Source organism: Blautia sp. MCC270 (assembly GCF_018785605.1).
GTDB lineage: Bacteria > Bacillota > Clostridia > Lachnospirales > Lachnospiraceae > Blautia_A > Blautia_A fusiformis.
In genome coordinates, this window is record NZ_WQQD01000019.1 from 1 (window position 1) to 22291 (window position 22291).

Consider the following 22291-nt stretch of genomic DNA (forward strand, 5'->3'; position numbering starts at 1 on the left):
ATCGCATAAATTCGCGCGGTATGTCTCGGGTTTTCTGTGACCTTCGCTCACAAAAAACACCTCGCGGAATATTACCAGTGAACAGTAACCCGGAGACTTTCCTGATTCAGTTAAACAATTATTTCGACATAAAAAACTCCCTGCTTCACTACTTTTCATAGTAAAACAGGAAGTATATAAATCTTATTTTGAGATCTCGTCGATCAGACGCAACTCCTCAGCTGTAAACGGTGCACAGTGGATCGCTTTCACATTATCAAGGATCTGCTGCGGCTTGGAAGCTCCGATCAGAACACTGGTAACTTCCTTATGCTGAAGCAGCCAGCCAAGCGCCATATCAGCCAGCTTCTCTCCACGCTGGGCTGCCAGATCGTTCAGTCTCCGGATCTGATCCAGACGCTCCGGCGTCAGCACACTTTCCTTAAGGAATCTTCCATCTTTGCGGATACGGCTGTCCTCCGGGATCCCGTTCAGGTAACGGTCTGTCAGCTGTCCCTGAGCAAGAGGGCTAAAGGTGATCAGACCTTTTTTCAAAATGCCGGTGGTTCTCTTGAGGCCGTTTTCTTCCACAGTTCTGTCAAAAATGGAATACCGGTTCTGGTTGATCACAAAGGGACATTTCAGATCCTTCAGAATCGCTGCCGCCTGGCTTAAGGTTTTTCCATCATAATTGGAAAGTCCCACATAAAGGGCCTTGCCCTGCTGAACCGCTGTTGCCAGCGCCCCCATAGTCTCCTCAAGCGGAGTCTCCGGGTCCATTCTGTGATGGTAAAAAATATCCACATATTCCAGACCCATGCGCTTCAGGCTCTGGTCAAGGCTCGCCAGAAGATACTTGCGGCTGCCCCAGTTTCCATAAGGGCCTTCCCACATATCATAGCCTGCCTTTGTTGTGATGATCAGCTCATCACGGTATGGCATCAGTTCTTCTTTCAGGATCTTGCCGAAATTCCGTTCCGCACTTCCATAGGCAGGTCCGTAATTATTGGCAAGGTCAAACTGTGTGATACCATTGTCAAAAGCTGTAAAGCACAGCTGCTTCATGTTTTCATAATCAGAAGTATCTCCGAAATTATGCCATAATCCAAGAGACACCTTCGGAAGCATCAGGCCGCTTTCACCGCAGCGGTTGTACTCCATAGTTTCGTAGCGTTCCTTTGCAGGTGTGTACATAAAAAAGGCCTCACATAATGTAGCATGATTTACATTTTCTGTAACTGCTTTTACTATACTTCACCGACCCTTATTTCGCAAGACGGATCATATTCCAGCTGTGTTTTGCAAAAACTGCTTCCAGTTTTCCGCCGTCCAGCTTTGAGCACTCTGCACTGGCTTTTACAGGAACTACATTCTCCGGCTGAGCCTCTGTATTGGTTGCCTGAAGATCGTCATTATTGAGTACAATATGCTCTACGATCTTATATCCCTCAAACTGTCTTAAGTCACAGGAAACTTCCATATCCTCATCCAGACTCTTATTCACTGCAAAGATCGTCAGCGTATCCTTTTCCTCATCCCAGACACACACAGAATCCAGATATGGCGCTTCGCCATAAGTTTTGCTCTCGTATACCGGTGTGAGAACCTGTGTATTAAGGACGGTTCCTCTTCCAAACACACTTGTCAGCATATACGGATAAAAGATCGTCTGACGCCATGCGCCTGTATCGGATGTCATGATCGGCGCAATAACATTTACCAGCTGTGCCATGCAGGCGATCTTTACACGATCTGCATGACGGAGAAGTGTGATCAGCATACTTCCCACAAGAAGTGCATCCTCAAAGTTATAAACATCCTCCAGCTGATGGGGCGCCTGTACCCATTTTTCCAGCTTTCTATCCTGTTCAATGCTGTGGTACCATACGTTCCATTCGTCGAAGGAAAGATTGATCTGTTTTTTTCCATGCTTCTTTACTTTTACAGCATCGCAGATGGAAACCACTCCTGAGATAAAATCATCCATGCCCTTGGAGCTTGCCAGAAAATCGGCAGTGTCTCCCGATGCATTTCCAAAATACTGATGCAGGGAAAGATAATCCACCTCATCGTAAGCCTCGTCAAGAACCGTATACTCCCAGGAGCCAAAGGAAGGCATTTCCAGCTTGGAGCTTCCGCATGCAACAGTCTCAACCTCCGGATCCATAAATTTCATCAGGCGGGCAGTCTCTGCTGCAACTCTTCCGTACTCTGCCGCAGTTTTATGTCCCATCTGCCACGCACCGTCCATCTCGTTTCCGAGACACCATAATTTGATATCATGCGGCTGTTCATAGCCGTGAGCCTTACGGAGATCACTGTAATAGGTACCTCCCTTAAAGTTACAGTATTCCAGAAGATTTTTCGCATCCTCCGGGCCTCTTGTTCCCAGGTTTACTGCCATCATCACATCACTGCCGGCTTTTTTTGACCAGTCCATAAACTCATTGAGTCCAAACTGGTTTGTCTCGATGACACCCCAGGCCAGATCCGTTCTGGACGGACGCTGAGCTTTCGGCCCGACGCTGTCCTCCCAATGGAATCCGGATACAAAATTTCCGCCCGGATAACGAACGATCGGTACCTGAAGCTCTTTTACCAGCTCCAGAGTATCCTTCCGGAAGCCCTGCTCATCAGAAAGGGGACTGCCTTCCTGATAAATGCCCTCATAAACCGCACGTCCGAGATGTTCTATAAAGGAACCATAGATCCTTTTGTCTGTTTTTCCGGTGAGGAAATATTTGTCCACGATGATCTGCGCTTTTTTCATTGTAAAAATCCTCCTGTAAATTATTATTTTCTGATGCTACCGCATTTAGCTCTGTTTCCGATTCCGCCGTATACCGGCTCTTACGCCTCTGTTCGCTCACACACTCTCAGCGGAAATCAACTGTTTCTATGTTTCATTTTACCATCCTGTTCTATCCATACCAGTGATTATCTTCCGAAATAGTTGACTTTTTTTCCGGTAAGATTTATCATAAAGACAGTCTTACCAGACGGACGTCCCTCTGTCACTTTACTTTATACTTCCAGACAGAAAGTTCTTTACAATGCCACAGTCGGATTGTCTGATCTACGTAATGAAAGGAGCGCAGCATTTTCATGGATTTCACCTTAAATTTCTGCGAATACAACCGTTCCAACTCCGATTACGACAGGATTTTCCGACCGGAGGGAAGCGGGGATTTTCTTTTTCTTTTATTTAAAACACCAATGAAGGTTTATCTGGGCGGTCAGCTTACTGTCACCCGGGATAATGCCTGCATCTTTTATATTCCGGGAAATCCCCAGCATTATCAGGCTGTGCGAAAATTTCGGAACAGTTATGTTCATTTTTCCTGCGGAGAAAACCTGGCAAAACGGTTCGGACTTCCCTGCAACGAAATTTTTTACCCCAGTGACTGCCAGGAGATCGATCACTGTATCCAGAAGCTGCAGCATGAATATCTGAACAGAGAAGTTTTTTCCCGGGACTACGAGTATGCCCTGCTCTGCCAGCTGATGATCACAGCCTCGCGGGAACTCCGCAGTACAGATACAAGCAAGTCTTCAGACTCGGAGCTCTGCAGCCTGTTCCAAAAAATCCGTCTGGAAATGCTTACAAATTACGAAAAGCCATGGACAACAGAAAAGCTCTGCGCCATGGCTAATCTCGAAAAAAGTCAGTTTTATTCCTGTTACCGGAATTTTTTTAACAGCACCCCTCATGCTGACCTGAATCTGCTCCGTCTGGAAAAAGCCAAAAATCTGCTCACCAACGAAGCTCTGCCTGTTCAACAGGTGGCTCTGCTGTGCGGATTTTCAAATCTCTCCCACTTCAGCCGGTACTTCCGAAAGAACTGTGGCTGTTCGCCCAGTGAGTGGGCACGCCGCCCCTGACCAAAAGGATATTCACACTCTGCATTCACTGCGCAGGCACCTTGTCTGATCTGATCACCGTGCCGCATTACACTTCTCATAAGCAAACAGTGCCGCACCAAGCGCACCACAAAGCTGTGCCTCATCACAGATATAAAGCTTCGCTCCCAGCTTCTCCTCCAATGCCTGGATGATACCTTTATTTCTGGCAACACCACCGGTCATCATGTATTCCCCCGGATTCTTTTTGCCAAGGCGGGCTGCAAGAGCTCCTACCTTGGAAGCAACAGATACATTCAGGCCATGGATGATATCTGCCACGTCCTTATTCTGGGCAACCAGGGAAACTACCTCGGACTCTGCAAATACAGTACACATGCTTGAGATCACTACGTTCTCTTTCCACTCTAGGCCACGGGTACTCATCTCCTCCAGGGAAAGTCCAAGAGTACGGGCCATCATTTCCAGGAATCGTCCGGTTCCTGCTGCACATTTATCGTTCATCAGGAAATTTTTTACCGCACCGTTCTCGTCAATGCTGATCGCCTTGATATCCTGACCGCCGATGTCGATAACTGTACGCACATTCGGATTCAGATAATGGGCTCCCTTTGCGTGACAGGTAATCTCTGTGATACTGTCATCACCACTGTCAATATAGGCACGTCCATATCCGGTAGTAACGATACGCACGATATCTTCTTTCCTGATCCCTGCTTTTTCCACGGCCATCTCCAGGCTCTTCTCTGCACTCATCATAGCGCCGCCGCCTGTGGGAATGATCATGGTCGATTTAATTTTTCCGTCTTTATCCAGGATCACAACATCCGTACTTGTGGAACCGCTGTCGATCCCTGCCACATAATAAACTCCTGATTCCATTTTTTTCCTTATCTCCTCGCTGATTCCTTTTGATGGGTCCATATCCTCAGAGCCTTCCAGGGTCTCCGCAAAAGCCTGCACTCTGGTAAGGAGCTGTCCTGCACTCTGGCTTGTAAAATCTGTCTCGATCTTCAGAAGCGGAACCTTGATATCACGCTTGATGCTTGCATACTCAAATCCGTAATAGTCGCAGAATTTAATAGTATGATAAATGATCCCCTTCAGGTTCGGATCCAGATACAGCCGGTTTCTTCGGGTGCTATTGTTCATACGAAAGCAGGGCATCTGTGAAAGAAGTGCATCCGCATAAGCCAGGAACATGGCATCGTCTTCCATTTTTTCCAGCTCCTCACGGATCACTGCAAGACGTCTTCCACCTGTACAGGTCAGGTTTTCCACATCCATGCGGATATTATCCCGGATCATTTTTTCCAGGATGCCGCTGACACGGACACCCAGAACACCGATATACGGCTGGTTATCCACAGGCTCATGGGAAAAAGCATTCAGAAATCCACTTCTGTCGAAGGTTTTCCCCGAAAATTTCTCATAAGCTTTCTTCAGACGGTGGATGCCCTGGGCAAGCTTCACCTTTTCACAGTCGTTATCCTCATGAGGCATGTCCAGCATGTACAGAAATTTACATTTACCGGTACTTTCCACAATGTCGTACACACGGCGCATGGAATCACAGCAGTTAACAAGAACAAGCTGCTCTACCTTTCCCTCCAGCACTGCCTGGATCACAGATTTTCCAAAGCCACAGAGATTAGCATGAGCGATCTGGTCCGAAAGCTCAAAATTCTCCGGCATTTCCTCAAGAACCGCACATTCCTCGCCAAAGCCCTTAAACAGCTCCAGCGGTGTATATTTACAGACGTAATGTATCATGACCGTTTTTCCTCCTTACCTTCTGACAGCATTTCCAGATATGCCTGAAGTCGTGTGGATACCTGGCCGTCACTGGAATTGGCCGGGTTACAGCCGTCACCGTCCAGGACCATGGTTGGAAGTCCTGCATTTTCCAGAGAATTTTTGATCAGGCTGGAAGCTCCGATGGTTCCCTTGCAGCCCCAATGCGCAAAAAGGATCCCGCCGTCTGCCTCTGTAAGGTTCGCCAGCTCCTGGGCACGCCGGATCCTCTGCTTCACACTTCCGTTGTAAATGCAGTTGACCATTTTTTCCGCAAGGGCCTCATAAGGATCCGAGGCCTGCATCCGCTGAAAACCGTCTGCAACAAAATCACAGGCACGGATATGCACGTTCTGGCTGTAATTAAATACATCCTTTACCGGCTCCTGCAAAAACGGCATCATATGCATCCACAAAATATGAAGACCTTCCCCCTTTGGTGCCTTCTTCACATCCTCAAGAAGCATTTTTGTGTATTTCAGGGATTCCTCTGAACCTGCCAGAAGATGGCACATAAAGATCGCATACAGCTCGTTTGTCAGGGAAGTCACCGGATCGTGATCTTTTCTGAGGGCAAGCTGGCTACTGTAATAGGAGGCCGCTTCATTGCTGTTGGCAACTGCACGCTGTACCGACTGCTCGGAGATTTTTTTCCCGCCTACATCCTCCAGGAATTTCTTCAGCTCACGGAGCTGATCTGCAACATAGCTGATGGAATCCTGATTTTTTTCATAGGGTACGTCAATATAAAAGCCCGGGATCTGATATTTCTGTTTCAGATAAGGAAACGTCATCATGTTTCCATCGCAGGCAAGGTTTGTGTAGATGGTACATTTGGGCTTCGGTACCAATCCTGTCATGGACGCTCCCAGAAAAACTCTGTGATAGGAGCACATGGTTTCCGGAAAGCCCTCTGATTCCGTCTGTGCCAGAAATGCCTGCTCACATCTGGTTCCAGCGATGAAGCAGGACATTGCCTCCACGGAATACGGAGTGATCCCTGCTGCTGTCAGAAGCTCTCCCGGTACAAAAATACTCACAAGCGCGGTATCGTCCGGTTTTGCAAGGGCTTTGATAATATTCTGCATGACTACACGGGCTACATACTGTCCCGAAGCCGGAAGCTTCCTGTCAGGAAAAAGCTGCAGACGTTTTTCCTGAAGCCGGTATCCAGTGAGAAGAAGTTTTCGTGCTTTTTCCGGATCCCTGATGGATCTCTCTCCCACCATATCCCCGAATTTCTTTATAATATCCAATCTGTCACATCCTCCGTCAAATCAAAAAATCTATTATAAGTCTGTCAGACGCTTACCCGAAATTTTGTCTCAAACAAAATCCTGTAGCATTATCATCGTCTGGATGGTATAAAGGTTCCACCTGTCAGACCAATATTTTTATTATAAAGATATTTTTTTCAAATGTAAACACGCCAATTTTTACAAATTTGAAGCCTTTTGCACATATCAAAACATCAAAATGCAGATTTTCCACAAAACTCGCATTCCTTTTCGTGGAAAACCTGCATTTGTCTTATCACATTATCTTCTGCTCTGTTTTTTCCGTTACTCTGTATCACATCTGATGACGTACCACCTTATATTCATCTCCGGAACGATAATAGGGACATTCCTTGTAATCACTGCTCACAAAACGATAATATTCATCCTCATCCAGATTGACATCACAATAATATTCGTCACACTCTTCATCATATGTATAGTTTGCACAGTATTCGCAGCTGGTTCCCTTCATGCTTATTTCTCCTCTCTTATTAATATCTGTAGGTTCCGGCATCCGGATACCTTACTCAATTGCTGCAGTTATCCAGACACATTTCGCGTTCTCGATCATTGCCGGAATATCTTGCCATCGTTGGCAACGGGTGATACATCCGGGCAGATCTGGGACAGATACAGTATAACCCCTCTTACCCAGATCTTCTATAATCTGAACAGGATATTTTAACTTCCCTTTACTCTCTTTCGAGACCTTTTTAACGATACGGCAGAATTCACTTAATGTTACGGTCTGCATGATTGCTCGCACCTCTTATCAAGGTTACTTTATCCACTCGCTTAGCACCCTGTATTACTACAGCACACCGAGTTTAGCTACGCAGCTCACTGGCGATTACCGTGGCCGGACTTACACCGGCAAGTGTGGTCCAGCTTCGCTGGACACACGGCATAAAAAAGAGGCTATTACTCCATAGATTACTCAATTTTGCAACAGCCTCTTTTATGTTATTTTACAGACAGTCAACCAATATTTCAGATGCTTTTTCAAGCATGGCAGAAAAACGTTCCGGTTCTGTCAGGGCTTTTCCCTTATCAGCTTCAATACAGTTAAGAAGTTCACCATATGTTTTATTATCAGGGTCATTATTGCATATAATCTGACACAGTCTGGAAGCAGCTTCAGTAAGTCTGATTGAGCCGTAACTTGCCGGCTCTTCAGGAAGCGCTCTGGCGCTGGTGATCAGATATACCAGTAATTCGAATTCAGGATTATTCATCAATTCTCTCCTCTTCCTCAATATGATCAAAATAGCATATCTGTTCTACCGGAGGACGCTTTGGACAACGAGGTGTGCCCTCTGGATAACCTATGGAGATAAGCATCTCAATACGATATCTGTCTGGAAGCTCCAATATTTTACGAACCGCTGTATCATTGTATGATTTGATTGCACATGTTCCAAGCCCTAATTCAGTAGCTTTTAGCATGAGATTCTCAGCAGCCATTGATGCATCCATAAGGCATCCGTACACTTCAGAATTTTTACCACCTTTTCTTGATGCCTTCTCCATATCTGAGCAGACTACAAGAATAACTGGCGGTTTGCCAGAAAGCCCCGGACTAAAAAGATCTACTTTTTCTTTAAGCTGTGGATCTGTAATAAACAGAAATCTCCAAGCCTGCAGATTACTGGCCGAAGGTGCCTGTTGAGCCGCATCTGCCAAAGTAAACAGCAACGCTCTGTCTACAGGATCAGGACGGAAAGACCGTGTGCTGTGACGGCTCAGAATAGCTTCATTTAATAACATATCTTTGCTACCTTTCTGACAGCATATAGCTGATCGTTATGAACTTATATTATTATTTTTTTCTGAGATATTCGAAATAAGCGAACAATCCTTCTGCCATGACTGGGTCAATAACAGGAAGCCCTGTTTCTTTCTCCAGATCTTTGGCTATACCAATCGTTGCAAGACCAGTGCAGGCAAGTGCAATTACTTCTGCGCCTTGTTCTTTTAACTTCAAGCCAAGTTTCAGTACACTTTCTTTTCCTTCTGGTGTCATCAGATCCAGTGTGCTATGTACACCTTCAGGTCTGCCTAGTATCATCTGATCAGGAATCATTCTCCTATATGCCTGAGGTGCATAGTCTGTGATTCCAAGCACACCAATCTTGCTGCCATATTTAAGAGCCAGTGCTACAGTTGTCTCACCGCCGCCAGTAACAGGAATGTCCGGGAGAACCTTACGAATCTCCGCAACACCCGGATCATCCGCACAGCTTACGATAATCATATCAACATCCGTGAAGGATTGAGCTGTTTTGACAATTTTGGGGATAGCCAGTTCACCGAGTTCAGGACTGTGTATTCCTTCATACTGGTCCGGAATACATTTAGTTTCAACCTGAAGTTCAGGGAAATATGACATAATCTGTTTGCCATGTGCGGAAAGCACTTCTTCATCTTCTGTTGTAAGGACTCTAATCAGACCTACTTTAAATTTTTTATCCATTTTCAATTCCTCCTGCTTTTATATCGTAAAAAATCAGATAAGAAAAACACCATTTTCGATAACTTTAATATCATCCAGATATAATGTCGGACGCAGGATAATTCCGTCCATATGACATTCCGCTTTATTTACACCGCCAAATGACGTATTGGTTCCGAAAGCAATGTGTACGGTTCCATATACTTTTTCATCTTCAAGGATGATTCCATTCAGTATAGCTGCTTCATTAGTTCCGATTCCAAGTTCACAGAGTGTTCCGTTGGTCTCGTTTTTAAGAAGGATATCAAGATTTTCGCTCTTATCTCCTTTTACTGAACGAAGCTTTCCTCCTGAAATTGTCATATGTAAAGGACTTGCAAGTTTTCCAATACCGACCATAGATCCATCAATAATCATCTCACCATCGGAACCATCTTCTAGCGGAGCAATGTAAGCTTCACCAGAGGGAAGATTTCCACATTTTCCGGCCTCCTTGTATACTCCAGGACTTGGAACTCCATTTCTGCCATCAAGATTGATCGTAAGAACATTGCCTTCTTTTTCAATCCGTGCTTTTGAAGCCTTAGTGAGCATTTCTGTTACTTTTGCAGTTAATTCTTCTACTTTACTGTAGTCGGCAGTCATGGCACCCTGTGAAAACATCTCTTTGGTAATACCAGGCATTGTTGCTACTCTTGTACCTGCTTTCGCTGCTTCAATTCTAGCGTTCGTATGAGTGAGTGACTGGGCAGTCGGAGCAATTACAACATCAGCAGCTTTCATAGCTTCGGCAATTGCTTTAGGCGGTTCCTGTCCACTAACTTCCCTTTCTTTCATAACCATAAGGATTTTTTCGCATCCAAGATTTCCAGCTGCCTCATAGATTGCTTCGCCAATTTCTTTACGACTGTCATCTGTAATAACCAGAATTTCTTCGCCCGGTTTTACAGACAGACATGAAGTAAGAACTCCCTCTGCTATCTTAACTAAATTTTCCATTATCATTTCCCCTTTTCGTTATCTTTTTAATTTTTGTTATAAAGTAAAAAACGGACATTCCGCCGGACTTTGATGGACCTGCGAAATGTCCGGAAAATACTGAATATATATAATTTATATATCTATTCAGATGTCAGTTAATTCAGAGACAACTCTGGCCAGAAGTGTTCTTGGAAGAACAACTTTCTTACCGGTTTTTTCTGCAAACATTTTTTTCATTTCCTGTGTATAACCTATACAGTCAAGAACAATCAGATCCGCATCAAGATCTTTAATCTCTTCAGCTGCCTTTTCGAGTGCATCCCAGTCGCCATATGGTGAAGCCGCAATTGCTGTTACATGATCAACATAGTTTTTCCATTTTTCTTCACATTGTTCTGTCTGAAGTGGTGATGGAGTCATGCAGATTATGCTTGATTTCTTAGTCATCAGCGGAACAAGGCGATTGAGCAGCTCACATGGATAGATCATAGGAATATTCTTGGCTGAAAGTGTCTCCGGAAAACTTCCTGTACAGAACATCATGATAAGACTGCATCCCTCATCTTCCATGTGGTTAATAGCATCCTGAAGTCTTGGCAGGATATGACGCTCGGCAAATGTCACAGAACTCCCATCTGTCAATCTGGAGACAAGAACATAATCATCCTTGCCGGGAGCAAACTCAGCAATCTCTTCTTTTGTAAGTCCATCCAGACCACCTGCCTGGACAAGTTCCAGTGAATCATCAAAGATTCTTAGAATGTCTGCTGTTACATCTGTTCGCGGAGCCTGACCGATGGTAATTGCGCCTATTTTCATACCAAAACCTCCTTATTCGTTTCCGAGAGTCTGAAGATGTTTCATGCTTCCATATAATTTCTGGAGACGTGCATATTCATCAGCATCATAGAAACTACACTGTTTTCTTCCATATGCTTTGGCAACTTCTAACATAAATCTTGCAGCTTCCTCTACGTCTGTAGCATGAGTAGCGCCTGTAGCGCATCCAGGTACCATTGTCTCTGCTGTGATAGCTACACCAACAACAGGTGCATCTGTAGCTGTACATGGCTGAAGAATACTATTTAAGTGGTGCACATCATTTCCGTAAGGTGTGATATCCTGGGTAGCCAGTGGGAATACATATGGAAGACGTCCTGTAGTGATCTGCATCAGATCAAGAAGATCTTCAGAAGTTCTTAATACATATCCCTCTTTTACTGTTGGAGAAATTGCAAAACCTCTTGTATTGATAACGCGGTTTCCTTTTGTTGTATCAACAACAAGCAGAGCATCAAGGTCAGGAGATACTTCTTCTTTGTTTACCTGTGCCATTTCTACTGGTGAACCCATGAAAGGAACCGGATCATGCGGAGCTGTCGGAGCGTGTGGACAGATATGTGTGGAAATAAATACATCACCATCAAGATAGTCTCCTTTGTTTTGCATATCAAGCAGTTTTGCAGCGAGAGCAACAGCGCAGAGTGCGCCATCACCGTCGGATACAAAGCCAATACGTTCCGGACGTGCACCAATTCCGCCAAGTCTGCCAAGAAGTCCGATTGTAGGAGCATCTCCACCGTTTGTCTTGCCATTTTTACCAGGAATACGAACTTTAAGCATGTCTGTGCTTCCCTTAGGACCTACTAATTCATAGACTTCTACGTTGGCATCAGCTTTGATCCCGAGAAGATATTTTTTAACTTCTTCTCCTGTTACAAATGAACTGTCAAGTACATCATACGCAGCAATGATTTCTTTCATTAACATGTTATTATCCCTCCAAACTATTTATTCAGATAACTGATTAAGTCTTTTTTAATTACATCTTCGGTTGCTTTCAGTAATTCCGGCGCATACATGGTCGGTGAAAGTCTCAGATTCTTTTTATCTGTGGCAATTACATAAACCTCAAGTCCCTCTTCCATCATGGCAGTTGTAACAGGTTCTCCTGTTTTTGCATTGATGGTCATAATTAGATCTGGGAAAGTTGCAAGACGCTCGCCATCTTTTTCGGCAGTAGCATATTCATTCCAGAATGTCATTTCACAGCCGTCAACAGTAGCATAACCTACATCGAAGCCACCAGTTGTCTTGATAGAAAAATTCTGTACCGGTCCTCTTGCAAGAACACGGCCATTCAGGAAAGTACATACACTGTTGACTGCATCCTCAACGGAAGATTCCAGTCCTTTTAAGAACGCTTTTCCTGTATCGATTGCATAACTTACACCACCAAGGGCACAGTTTTCACGTGCATAAGACACTTTTACCGGATTTCGTGCTACTGCGACCAGTCCACCTGCTTCAATAGAGGCAAGACGCACCATCTTGGACGTATGATCGATCGTTCCTTCAAAGAAGCATTCGATATGGTTTCCAGTATCTGGATTACCGCCGACACAGGCCTGTACCGTTGTATAATCTGCAAGTCTGTGAAGATTCATGCTTCCCATTACACCTGTTGGATGAGCACGTCCGTTACAAGGGGCATCAACAACCGGAAGTCCTGTAACAGCAGCCTGAAGCCAGCCATTTACTGTTGCTTCTCCGCCCTGTTCGTTTGTAATAATTCCGCCAATATTAAAATCACAGTTTTTCTGAAGGATTTCAACAGTTTTTGCGATATCCTTCGGAGTCATGAACTGGGCTGGCGCATTTGGTGCACCTACCAGAGAAGCTGTCAATAGTACATCATTTTCATCCAGTTCATCGATTGTAATAAGTCTGAGATCGGTATAATCAACTGCAATCTCAGCGTATTTTCTGCCTTTTTTCGGATCGCCGCCGCCACCGCCGCCGAGGATGGTTCCTCCGGTGAGTGCAGCATCAAGGACATCTTTTGTAAGACGGATTCCTTTAGTTTTCATTTTATTAATCATCTCCCGTTATTATTTCTTTTTACCAAGTGATAATGTAGCCGTAAAGAAACTGTACAGAGCTGCTCCGGCAAGTGAACCGGCACCCATAATATTGAGGGTCTGCTCGTTTTCTTTGTCCTTTTTAACAAGAATGTAGCGAATAAGCAATGCGATCAGAATTGTCAGACCGTTAATAGTGGAACCAACAAGAAGACCAGTTGCAAAAAGAATACCAACCTGTCTGGATCCGCCAAGGAACTGGATGATTGCTCCCGGAATTGCCCAGATAAGCAGCCATTTAGCTACATCTCCGCCTGCGCCAGCTTCAATCGTTGCTGCAAAAGTAGCATCAACCGGTGCAAAGAGCCCCTGCGCAAAGTACTGTTTTGCCATAATTGCCACAAGTATAAAAGCTACCACAAAACCTATAATTTCACTGATATACTGCTGTTTTCTTCCTTCGAGCTCAAGTTCCTGATCTTTTCCGCATCCACGAAGGATGTAACCGCATTTAAGATCATATGCCATATCAGAGAAAGCAGGACCGGTTGCAGAAGTATAAGCAACAAGGATTCCAAGTGGAAGTGATGGGAATCCGATCAACATTCCAACAATCAGGAAAATAAGAGCTGTCGCAAATCCCGGAAACCATCCTGAGTACATTGCTGAAATGCCAACAATCAGTTCAGAAGCAATAGCTGCAAAAGCTGAGAAGATAATCCAAATAATCAGCTGAACAACACCCATTTCTGACCAGATGCCTGTAATTATTGCCAATAAAATTGCTACTACCAGATATGCAACATATCCACCACCAAGGGCTTTTTTCATATTTGCCATGCTGGAGGTAAACTTACCTGCTGCACTGTCTCCGTCACCTTTCTTGAAAAGCATACGGCCGCATTGGATAAGGGACACAAGACCTGCTCCGATCATAATACCATGAGGCATGTATTTGAACATGTTTGAAGCCATCAGATCAGCACCTTCACCGAAGATGTTTGTAATGATTGGAAAGCTACGGCCGAAGATATCAATAATAAATCCATTTGTCTTAATGATACCAATCACAATTGATCCTACGCCAAGAGCTGTCATCGCTACAAAATCGCCGAACCAGGAAACACCGAGAAGATCCGTAGGAATACCGATCATTTTACCACCAACACCGATGACCATACCTACAATGAGCAAAAAAGCTTTCTTTCCTTTTTCTACAACTGCAAGGATAGATTCTGCAGATGCAACTCCCGGAGGCCATGCTCCTTCTGCCGGAAACATTTCGCTGTCAAATGTCTTATAAAGAATTGTTGCATCAATGATGGTTGCAAGAAATACACCAACAAGCATAGGATACATAAGATCCATTCTGCCCATAATAACCGGAATACCAATCGGAAGCAGGAAGCAGTTTGCTGCTGAGAATGTTGCTCCCGAAATTGATGTCTGAATCATATTCTGGCAGTGAATACTCTGATATTTCTTTAAAAATGCGATAGGCAGACGTGAAATGATGATTGCAAATAACGCTCCTACGATAGATGTGTTTGGTGCGACACCCGTACGCACGATCAATTCAAGACCGATGATAGCACCAAGGACGCTCATCACAATATTCAGAATAAGAATATACGGTGAATACGCTTTTGGATGTTCTGATGCTTTGATATGCATCTGTGTGTAATCTTTCTTTGTGTTACTAGCCATGTTATCTCCTCCATTTCCTATAAAATATATGTGCTCGTATCCGGTTGACAGCAGGCCAGAGTACAAAATTAGCCGATGTAGGAACGCCTACATCGGCTTCACATATGTTGTTTTGTATTATATCACTTTAATTCGCTAAAAGCATTGGTGGTAACACACTTTTTTTAATTAAATATTGTGCATGGCGCACATTTGTTTTTAATGTATATACATTTTTAATTTTATAGCAAATTCTAATTTATCCATCATATCTGGATCCTCCAGACTGCAATGTAGTATTTCTTCTATCTTGCTGATTCTGTGTGCCATGGTATTTCGATGAAGAAACAGTGCCTCTGCTGCCAGTTTACGTGAACAATTATTATGAATAAATGCTTCAAGAGTATCAAGAAGTTTTGTGCCGTGTACACGGTCATAGGTTACCAGTGGACCTAGCTTCTTTTTGATAAATGCCAGTGCTTCCTTATCAGCAGACATGCGTAACATAATACGATCATATTGAAGATCAGATAAAAAAACCTGAGACCATTGCTGTTTTCTTATATTACGAACCAAAAATCCCTCTTTTATCTGCTGATAGGTATTGGGAAGCGCCAGATAATCTTCTACTATATCGCTGATGATCGCAGAGCACATACAGTTATTGATTTCGCATGTCTTTTGAATCATATCTTCTGTCATTTTCTTGATCATGGACTCATTCATTGAAGAAGTTGTGATCGCATAACATATTTCTTTACCGCATATAACTACATTTTTGATGTGATGATTATTAAGAACTCGGGATATACCCTTTATCTGGGATTCCTTCTTTATTTCCAAAAGAAAAGAATTCTCTGATGTTTCCAGAGAAAGGGCAATCACACGAAATGGTTCAGATGGCCACTGAAGAGAAGCGATTCTATATTCTACTTCCTCGGTCTGTGTAACTTTTCCATTAATAATATCAAAAAACAGTTTTCGATCCAGTTCAGATTTATTCTGACGTCCGATCTGATAACGGGTATCAAGTGCAACATTGCTTCTGGATTCCACGATTGCAGTCATTATTGGAAAGGTAAGTTCTGTAAAGCCCGCATTATTGTTGAGAAAGAACAGCGGAAGTTTTAATTCATCTGCCAGCTGAAGAGCTTCCTTGGGAAAATCATCAAAAAAACGTGTTTTTATTGCAAGAGCTGACGCATTCGCATCGTTCATATCTCTTATAATCTGAAGAAGAGCCTCTTTATCATTTCGTATCACATATCCAGTAGTTATCAAAATCAAATGTTCTCTGAGCCACGGTTTGATATTTGGCTGCTCCATCATATCAAATACTTCAACCTTACGTAAAATACCTTCTTTTCCTGCAACAAGCGAAGCGTCTCCATTATTCCAAATTTTAACTATATCTTTAACAAGTAAATCCATTTTTCTCTCCTATAATGATATCAGACAGAACAGCAACGGTATGATCAACATACAAAGCAGCGTTGTCGTTACCACAGCTGTAGAGGCATATTCTCCGTCCAGATTATATTGTTCTGCAATCATACTGGAAGTTGTCATTGCTGGTGCTGCACAGATCAGCATAAGGATCATACTTTCAATTTCTGAAAGAAAATGACGAGAAATGAAGTATATGATCAGTGGAAGTGCAAATGATTTTGTAAAAAACAGGACCAGTATGGACTTATATTCAAAAATATTGGTGAGTTTCATAAATCCAAGACTGCATCCAAGGTAAACCAGCCCCCAGCTGTAGCAGGTATTTCCAACAGAACCAATGGTACTCAAAATTATGTACGGAACAGAAATATGAAAACTAGTCAGACATAAACCCAGTAGGATTGAAAGGAAAATTGGATTCATAATGATCTTTTTCCAAGGCTTCTCTTTCAGTCCGATTCCATTTGTAAATAATATAAACCCCAGAGTCCAGACCAGGGTCGTATCAATAACGGAACATATAGGAATATATACATTGCCGCCTTGATCACCAAACAGTGTCATGATCAGAGGAATCACCAAAAAACCATAATTGCCACCTACAGAACATCCACAATGAACATTGGCTGTAGTTCCTTTAAGATGACAAATGTGGCTTCCAAGGATTCCTCCTGCAGCCATAACAAAATACATAAGAATCTGTGATAGAACCATTTTTCCATATTGAGTCATTGTCTGAAATGTGGTCTGATTTTCCAGGATCAGGCCAATCGTCAGTGCCGGTAGCGCAATCCTAAGTAAAAATCCGGAAATGGAGGACATTGCTTCTTTTTTTATTATACCTGTGCGTGAAGCACTAAAGCCTATGAGAACAAGTAAGAAGAAACCACCCATTTTAGGCAGAATCGCCATCATATAATTCATAAAATCCTCCTGTGACCCGTTAGTATCCTTTTAATAAGAATAACAAAATCAATTACTTATGTTATTATACGAGCCTGATTTTTCTTTTTCAACCCTATGTAGAGTAGGTTAGAGGGCTTTGCCCTCTTTCCCCTCATCAAACCGTGCATGAAGTTCTCCCTGCTGTTCACCTGATTATATAACAAAAAAAGGAAGAATTCCATCACTGAAATCCTCCCTCTTTTTTATATATCAGAGCAGTAACTCAGAACATTCCGTTCGCAGTCTTATATTTGTAAAGCATCTCCGCATGGTTCTGCTCTTCCACCTGGATATCAGCCAGAAGCTTCCGCACACCACTGTCTTCAAAAGCAAAAACCTCCGAGTTGTATTCTCCGGAAATCAGCTTTTCTGTTCCGATACAGTCTGTTGCAAGAAAAGCATCGTGTTCCTTATCCTCTGAGGACATCACCGATGTGTAAGCAGCCTTTGGCTGGTAATCACGGCCGTCACTGTCGTTGCAGTTTACCTGGGGAACTGTACCGGAAAGCACCTGGCTCAGGGAATCGTAATGCTCCTGCTCTTTTTTCTGAAGAGTCTGAAATAAGCTTTTAAGCTCCGGATCCCTGGCCTGCTGTGCGTATTTTCCGTATTTTTCAATGCAGCTTTTTTCCTGTGTCTGAAGATCCTGGATCACTGTGCGTTCTTTTTCCTTTAATATCATTATGATCATCCTTTCTTTTGATAATAATGATAGTATGGTTTGGAAACGCGATTTTATTCATATTTTACGCAGTCAGGATCTCCATCAGTGCTCCGTAAAGATCCTTGTCCAGTTCCATAGACTGAAGCTCCGACAGAAGAACCGGCAGCTTCTTTCCTGCTGTGATCAGCTGATATAATCTGTCCTTCAGCACAAAACCGATCTCTGCCTGGTTCAGGAAATCGAAGACACGCTCTTTTGTCCGATTATCTGCCACTTCGCCAGCGAGAATGATCTGCACCTCTGCCGCTGTGTCTGCTGCCACTTCCACACAGATCTTCTGAAGCTTCTCCTCATATTTTACAGCAGCCTCAGTCTCTGCTCCGTTAACCAGAACCTTCACAGTATCTGTTCCTGTTTTCGCAAAATTATAGAACTCCACGGTATAAGCTCTCTTTGCCGGGATCAGCTCTGTTTTTCCCTGTGCGGGATGAATGGTAAACACTCCCTGATCCTTTTCCTTATAATCCATTTCCGTAAATACACAGGCACCATTTTCGTAAGCACAGGTTTCGTTGTCGTCCTCATACAGTCTGAAGTTTCCGTCAGCACCCGGGAATACCCGGATATTCAGGCTTTCCGGATTCTTTTCCGCCTCTGTTCCACGGATCTCATCGGTCATCACCAGAATACCGCCTGCTTTTGCAAGAACCGGGATACTGTCCAGAGTACGGTACATATCCACCATTCGTCCACCCTCATAGCGCAGACCTGTATAAATATCATACCATACCCCATCCGGCAGCCATACTGCTGTCTTTGCTACATTAAGGCCTTTTACTCTCGGCGTTGTCACAGCCGCTACCATCAGCTGGTCTCCGAAAAAGTACTGATTTTTTACTGCATATGCCTCCGGTGCCTCCGGATATTCATAATACATGGGCTCCACCAGAGGAAGATCTTCCTGATAGCTTCTGTAGTTCATTGTATAAAGATACGGCATCATTCTGTGGCGCTCACGGAGAGCTTCTTCCATGACAACCTCTGTCTCCTTTTTGAAACGCCACGGCTCTTTTCCGTTGAAGTCACTGCATGAGCTGTGAAGACGCATGATCGGGGAAAAGATCCCGTACTGTGTCCAGCGGGCGGTCATCTCATCATCCTTATATCCAAGCATATGTCCGCCGATATCATGGCTCCACCATCCATAACCGATGTTGGAAGCTGTGGATGTAAAATACGGCTGGAAATCAAGGGAATCCCAGGTAATATGAGTATCTCCAGAAAAACCTATCGGATATCTATGGCTTCCGGGACCTGCATATCTGGAAAAGGTCATGGGACGTTTTCCGTTTCTGGCACTGTCCAGAAAATGGAAGTGATTGAAGATCCAAAGAGGATCAAGACCCTCGATCTTACAATTGCTTCCCTGCTGCCAGTCGATCCACCAGAAATCCACACCTTCTTCCTCTCTCGGATGATGAAGATATTTGAAATAGGCTTCTATAAATTTCGGACTTGCCGGATCGCATACTACCGGGTCCTCATTTTCATAATCCACACCCATGGCCTTTGCCATGTCCTCATACATTTCTTCCCAACCCTGTACGCCGTCTGCAGGATGTACATTTAATGTGGTACGCATTCCTCTTTTATGTAAACCATCCAGGAAACGCTTCGGATCCGGGAAGAGCTCTTTATTCCAGGTATATCCGGTCCAGCCGCTTCCGTATTTCGGATCAACATCGGTCACATGCCAGTCCATATCAATGACTGCAACCGTAAATGGGATATTTTTTTCCTGGAATTTATCCATCAGCTCATTGTAGCTTTCTTCAGAATATTTATAATATCTGCTCCACCAGTTTCCGAGAGCAAACCTTGGAAGCATCGGTGTTTTTCCGCAAAGTCTGTAAAAATCATGAAGCGCTTCTTTGTAGTCATGTCCGTATCCGAAGAAGTACAGATCCTTGATGCCCTTTCTTCTTGGCTCGATCCAGCCGTCCGGCAGAAGCACCTGCGATCTGCTGTCGTCCACCAGAGAATATCCGAACCTGGAAAGAATACCATGCTCCAGCTCTGTTGCTCCGTCCACCATATCCAGCGTTCTGACGGTTCCCTTCAGATCATGGATCTCTTCTCCGTAGTGGTACCAGATGCTGTAGTTTCCTTTTACCTGAATGCTTAAGCCCCAGCTGGTAAATTCCTTCTCATTATAAATAAGGTGGATTCTTTTCGTATGGACCTCGATCCCATCCTCTGTACGCACTACACGATAGTCCGCTTTTGGAAAATCCCTGAAAAACACCATCTGCGTGGGGCGGTCCTCAAATACGCCCTCCTCATCATACTCCAGACGGATAAGTCCCTCTGTGAGAAAAGTAATCCTGTATTTGTCCCCTGTGATCATATTTTCACTTAATGCCAGGGGATGTGTTTCTAATTTATATATGTCCTGCATTTATGTCCCTCCGTTTATTATATTATCTGTATGCCATCAGCCCTTTACAGCAGATGCTGCGATTCCGGCGATAAACTGTTTCTGGAAGAACAGATAGATCAGAAGTACCGGGATGATGGAAATGGCAGTTGCCGCAAACAGTGCACCATAATCTGTGGAATACTGTCCGTTAAACATCTTAAGACCAACGGCAAGAAGCTGTTTGTCTTTGTTTGTAATTACCAGGTATGGGCACAGGAAATCCTCCCATGTCCAAAGGAACTGGAAGATCGCAATACTGAAGATTCCGTTTTTTGACTACGTTTTCCGTTCCTTTTAGTTTAGCGATAAATCTATTGTTAATCTATCACGCACATAGAGATTCGTCAATATAATTTTATTATTTTGTCTATTTTTCTAGTATTTATATGGGATTTTTGTGCATTTTTCATATTTCAAGGCTGTGTTTTTTTATTTTCCCGCAATCATACATTGATTTTTTCACTATGTCGGACTATAATATATATAGTTTATAAACCGTTTTTTCGAACATTTATATTTCGTGTTTAAACCTTGTAGACCTGTAATAAGAGGATACATAAATTCTGGATTTTTCATTGTATTTTTATTTTTAACTGAGAAATGTGTCAGAATTTTTTATATAATATATATGTATGACAGCAGTTTCCCTCCCGGAAACTGCTATGGAAGAACAGAGGTGTGTAGTATGACATTAAAAGATATCGCAGATCTGGCCGGTGTCAGTATGATGACCGTCTCCAATGTGATCAACGGCAAAACCAGCCGCGTTTCCCAGAAAACCAGAGACAAGGTCAATGCGATCATAGAAGAATACGGATATGTTCCCAACCTGAATGCCCGGAGCTTATCCAATAAAAAATCCCATATCATCGGCATCATCATTTCCCTCGATGAAAAAGATGTGCTCCTGGGAACCAACTATTTTGAGAACCCTTATGTCAGCACCATGATCGGTGCTATCGAAAAAGAACTGCAGAAGAATGAATATTTCACCATGATCCGCTCTGTATCAAAAAATGCGGATATCATTTCCCTTCTGAAGAACTGGAATGTAGACGGAATCATCATTCTTTATCCTGCCGCCGGCGAATACATGGCAAAGCTGATGGATTCCGTCACCTGCCCTATCGCCACCTTTGACTGCGAGCTGAATCATCCCAATCTCATCAATATTACCTCCAATGATGAAAAAGGCATGTATCTTTCCACAAAATATATGATCAATCACGGTCATTCCGCCATTGCCTTTGTGGCCGATTACAAAAGCAGCCACGTTCTTGCCAACCGTTTCAATGGCTATAAACGGGCGCTGGAGGAGAACCATATTCCTTTTAACCCGAATTACGTTTATGAGTACTCTCCTTCCTATGAGGGCGGTATCCAGGCCGGCCGTGAGATCGCATCCAACAGCTCTCCAGTTACCGCTGCGGTAACTACGGCGGATATCTGTGCTATCGGAATTATGGAGGGTGCACGCCTGGGCGGTTACCGCATTCCTGTGGATCTCTCTGTGATCGGATATGATAACCTGGCACTGTGCCAGTACACCCTTCCCAAGCTGACCTCCGTCTCACAGAACATCCCCCAGAAGGCGAAGCTGGCCACCAGCCTTCTTCTGGAAAAGATCCGCACCGGTTCTGTCAGCTCCTCCTGCCAGACCGCCCTGGATGTTGAGATCGTGGACAGGCAGTCGGTGATCTCTTTGTATTAAGTACAGGGATTCTATCTCTTATTTTTTGATGTTGGATCCCTGTTACTGTTCACCGATAATGTTCTGCGAAATGTTTTTGTGAACTCAGCATCTGAACCCCCAAAGGTATCTGTTCATGAACCAGGATCAAATCAAAAAATCCCGGAACT

General features: G+C 43.7%; 22 protein-coding genes. 2 read left to right on the forward strand and 20 right to left on the reverse strand.

Annotated features, from left to right (window positions below; genetic code table 11):
* Nucleotides 1–183: 183 nt before the first annotated feature.
* Together GPK58_RS07005 and arfA are read right to left on the reverse strand one after the other, a co-directional pair.
* Nucleotides 184–1173, reverse strand: coding sequence for an aldo/keto reductase (locus GPK58_RS07005; protein WP_059086650.1), 990 nt, complete (start codon nucleotides 1171–1173; stop codon nucleotides 184–186).
* Nucleotides 1174–1243: 70 nt separating this feature from the next.
* The gene (gene arfA, locus GPK58_RS07010; protein ID WP_173722208.1) at nucleotides 1244–2749 is read right to left on the reverse strand and encodes an arabinosylfuranosidase ArfA; all 1506 of its coding nucleotides are present in this window, start codon (nucleotides 2747–2749) and stop codon (nucleotides 1244–1246) included.
* Between the two features lie 335 nt (nucleotides 2750–3084).
* Between arfA and GPK58_RS07015 the strand changes: the two genes are divergently transcribed.
* The gene (locus tag GPK58_RS07015; RefSeq protein WP_215638410.1) at nucleotides 3085–3861 is read left to right on the forward strand and encodes a helix-turn-helix domain-containing protein; all 777 of its coding nucleotides are present in this window, start codon (nucleotides 3085–3087) and stop codon (nucleotides 3859–3861) included.
* Between the two features lie 54 nt (nucleotides 3862–3915).
* Here GPK58_RS07015 and GPK58_RS07020 read toward each other — a convergent pair whose 3' ends face one another.
* From GPK58_RS07020 to GPK58_RS13080, 18 genes are all read right to left on the reverse strand, one after another.
* Nucleotides 3916–5613 (reverse strand): acyl-CoA dehydratase activase, encoded by a 1698-nt coding sequence (locus GPK58_RS07020; protein ID WP_021652226.1) that lies wholly within the window; start codon nucleotides 5611–5613, stop codon nucleotides 3916–3918.
* Nucleotides 5610–6890 (reverse strand): 2-hydroxyacyl-CoA dehydratase subunit D, encoded by a 1281-nt coding sequence (locus GPK58_RS07025; protein WP_110103610.1) that lies wholly within the window; start codon nucleotides 6888–6890, stop codon nucleotides 5610–5612. The genes GPK58_RS07020 and GPK58_RS07025 overlap by 4 nt, the downstream gene beginning before the upstream one ends.
* Nucleotides 6891–7206: 316 nt before the next feature.
* Nucleotides 7207–7386, reverse strand: coding sequence for a DUF6472 family protein (locus GPK58_RS07030; RefSeq protein WP_015526328.1), 180 nt, complete (start codon nucleotides 7384–7386; stop codon nucleotides 7207–7209).
* 51 nt (nucleotides 7387–7437) lie between these two features.
* Nucleotides 7438–7668, reverse strand: coding sequence for a type II toxin-antitoxin system HicB family antitoxin (locus tag GPK58_RS13410; protein WP_215638411.1), 231 nt, complete (start codon nucleotides 7666–7668; stop codon nucleotides 7438–7440).
* A 214-nt stretch (nucleotides 7669–7882) separates the two neighbouring features.
* Entirely contained in the window at nucleotides 7883–8149 is a 267-nt protein-coding gene (locus GPK58_RS07040) for a DUF6092 family protein (RefSeq protein ID WP_215638412.1), read from the reverse strand.
* Nucleotides 8142–8681, reverse strand: coding sequence for a nitroreductase family protein (locus tag GPK58_RS07045; RefSeq protein WP_215638413.1), 540 nt, complete (start codon nucleotides 8679–8681; stop codon nucleotides 8142–8144). Before GPK58_RS07045 ends, GPK58_RS07040 begins: the two co-directional genes overlap by 8 nt.
* Nucleotides 8682–8733: 52 nt before the next feature.
* A complete protein-coding gene (locus tag GPK58_RS07050; protein WP_215638414.1) occupies nucleotides 8734–9387 on the reverse strand; it encodes an aspartate/glutamate racemase family protein in 654 nt (217 codons plus the stop codon).
* A gap of 33 nt (nucleotides 9388–9420) precedes the next feature.
* Nucleotides 9421–10365, reverse strand: coding sequence for an aminopeptidase (locus GPK58_RS07055; RefSeq protein WP_215638415.1), 945 nt, complete (start codon nucleotides 10363–10365; stop codon nucleotides 9421–9423).
* Between the two features lie 126 nt (nucleotides 10366–10491).
* Entirely contained in the window at nucleotides 10492–11166 is a 675-nt protein-coding gene (locus tag GPK58_RS07060; protein WP_072520936.1) for an AroM family protein, read from the reverse strand.
* Nucleotides 11167–11178: 12 nt separating this feature from the next.
* The gene (locus tag GPK58_RS07065; protein WP_072520935.1) at nucleotides 11179–12117 is read right to left on the reverse strand and encodes a DUF1177 domain-containing protein; all 939 of its coding nucleotides are present in this window, start codon (nucleotides 12115–12117) and stop codon (nucleotides 11179–11181) included.
* Nucleotides 12118–12134: 17 nt separating this feature from the next.
* A complete protein-coding gene (locus GPK58_RS07070; RefSeq protein ID WP_215638416.1) occupies nucleotides 12135–13217 on the reverse strand; it encodes a DUF917 domain-containing protein in 1083 nt (360 codons plus the stop codon).
* A gap of 21 nt (nucleotides 13218–13238) precedes the next feature.
* A complete protein-coding gene (locus tag GPK58_RS07075) occupies nucleotides 13239–14915 on the reverse strand; it encodes an OPT/YSL family transporter (RefSeq protein ID WP_215638417.1) in 1677 nt (558 codons plus the stop codon).
* 198 nt (nucleotides 14916–15113) lie between these two features.
* Complete coding sequence (locus GPK58_RS07080; RefSeq protein WP_215638418.1) at nucleotides 15114–16325, reverse strand: PucR family transcriptional regulator; 1212 nt, start codon at nucleotides 16323–16325, stop codon at nucleotides 15114–15116.
* A 9-nt stretch (nucleotides 16326–16334) separates the two neighbouring features.
* The gene (locus tag GPK58_RS07085) at nucleotides 16335–17267 is read right to left on the reverse strand and encodes an AEC family transporter (RefSeq protein ID WP_215638419.1); all 933 of its coding nucleotides are present in this window, start codon (nucleotides 17265–17267) and stop codon (nucleotides 16335–16337) included.
* Nucleotides 17268–17323: 56 nt separating this feature from the next.
* The gene (locus tag GPK58_RS07090; RefSeq protein WP_215638420.1) at nucleotides 17324–17470 is read right to left on the reverse strand and encodes a hypothetical protein; all 147 of its coding nucleotides are present in this window, start codon (nucleotides 17468–17470) and stop codon (nucleotides 17324–17326) included.
* A 41-nt stretch (nucleotides 17471–17511) separates the two neighbouring features.
* A complete protein-coding gene (locus GPK58_RS07095) occupies nucleotides 17512–17970 on the reverse strand; it encodes a ferritin-like domain-containing protein (RefSeq protein WP_118168385.1) in 459 nt (152 codons plus the stop codon).
* A 64-nt stretch (nucleotides 17971–18034) separates the two neighbouring features.
* Nucleotides 18035–20410, reverse strand: coding sequence for a glycoside hydrolase family 31 protein (locus tag GPK58_RS07100; protein WP_215638421.1), 2376 nt, complete (start codon nucleotides 20408–20410; stop codon nucleotides 18035–18037).
* A 36-nt stretch (nucleotides 20411–20446) separates the two neighbouring features.
* Nucleotides 20447–20587: a hypothetical protein gene (locus GPK58_RS13080; RefSeq protein WP_243004392.1), complete on the reverse strand. Its 141-nt coding sequence runs from the start codon at nucleotides 20585–20587 to the stop codon at nucleotides 20447–20449.
* Nucleotides 20588–21116: 529 nt separating this feature from the next.
* On the opposite strand from GPK58_RS13080, the gene GPK58_RS07110 reads away from it, so the two are divergent.
* Nucleotides 21117–22142, forward strand: a complete 1026-nt coding sequence (locus tag GPK58_RS07110; RefSeq protein WP_215638422.1) for a LacI family DNA-binding transcriptional regulator — start codon at nucleotides 21117–21119, stop codon at nucleotides 22140–22142.
* Nucleotides 22143–22291: the final 149 nt, after the last annotated feature.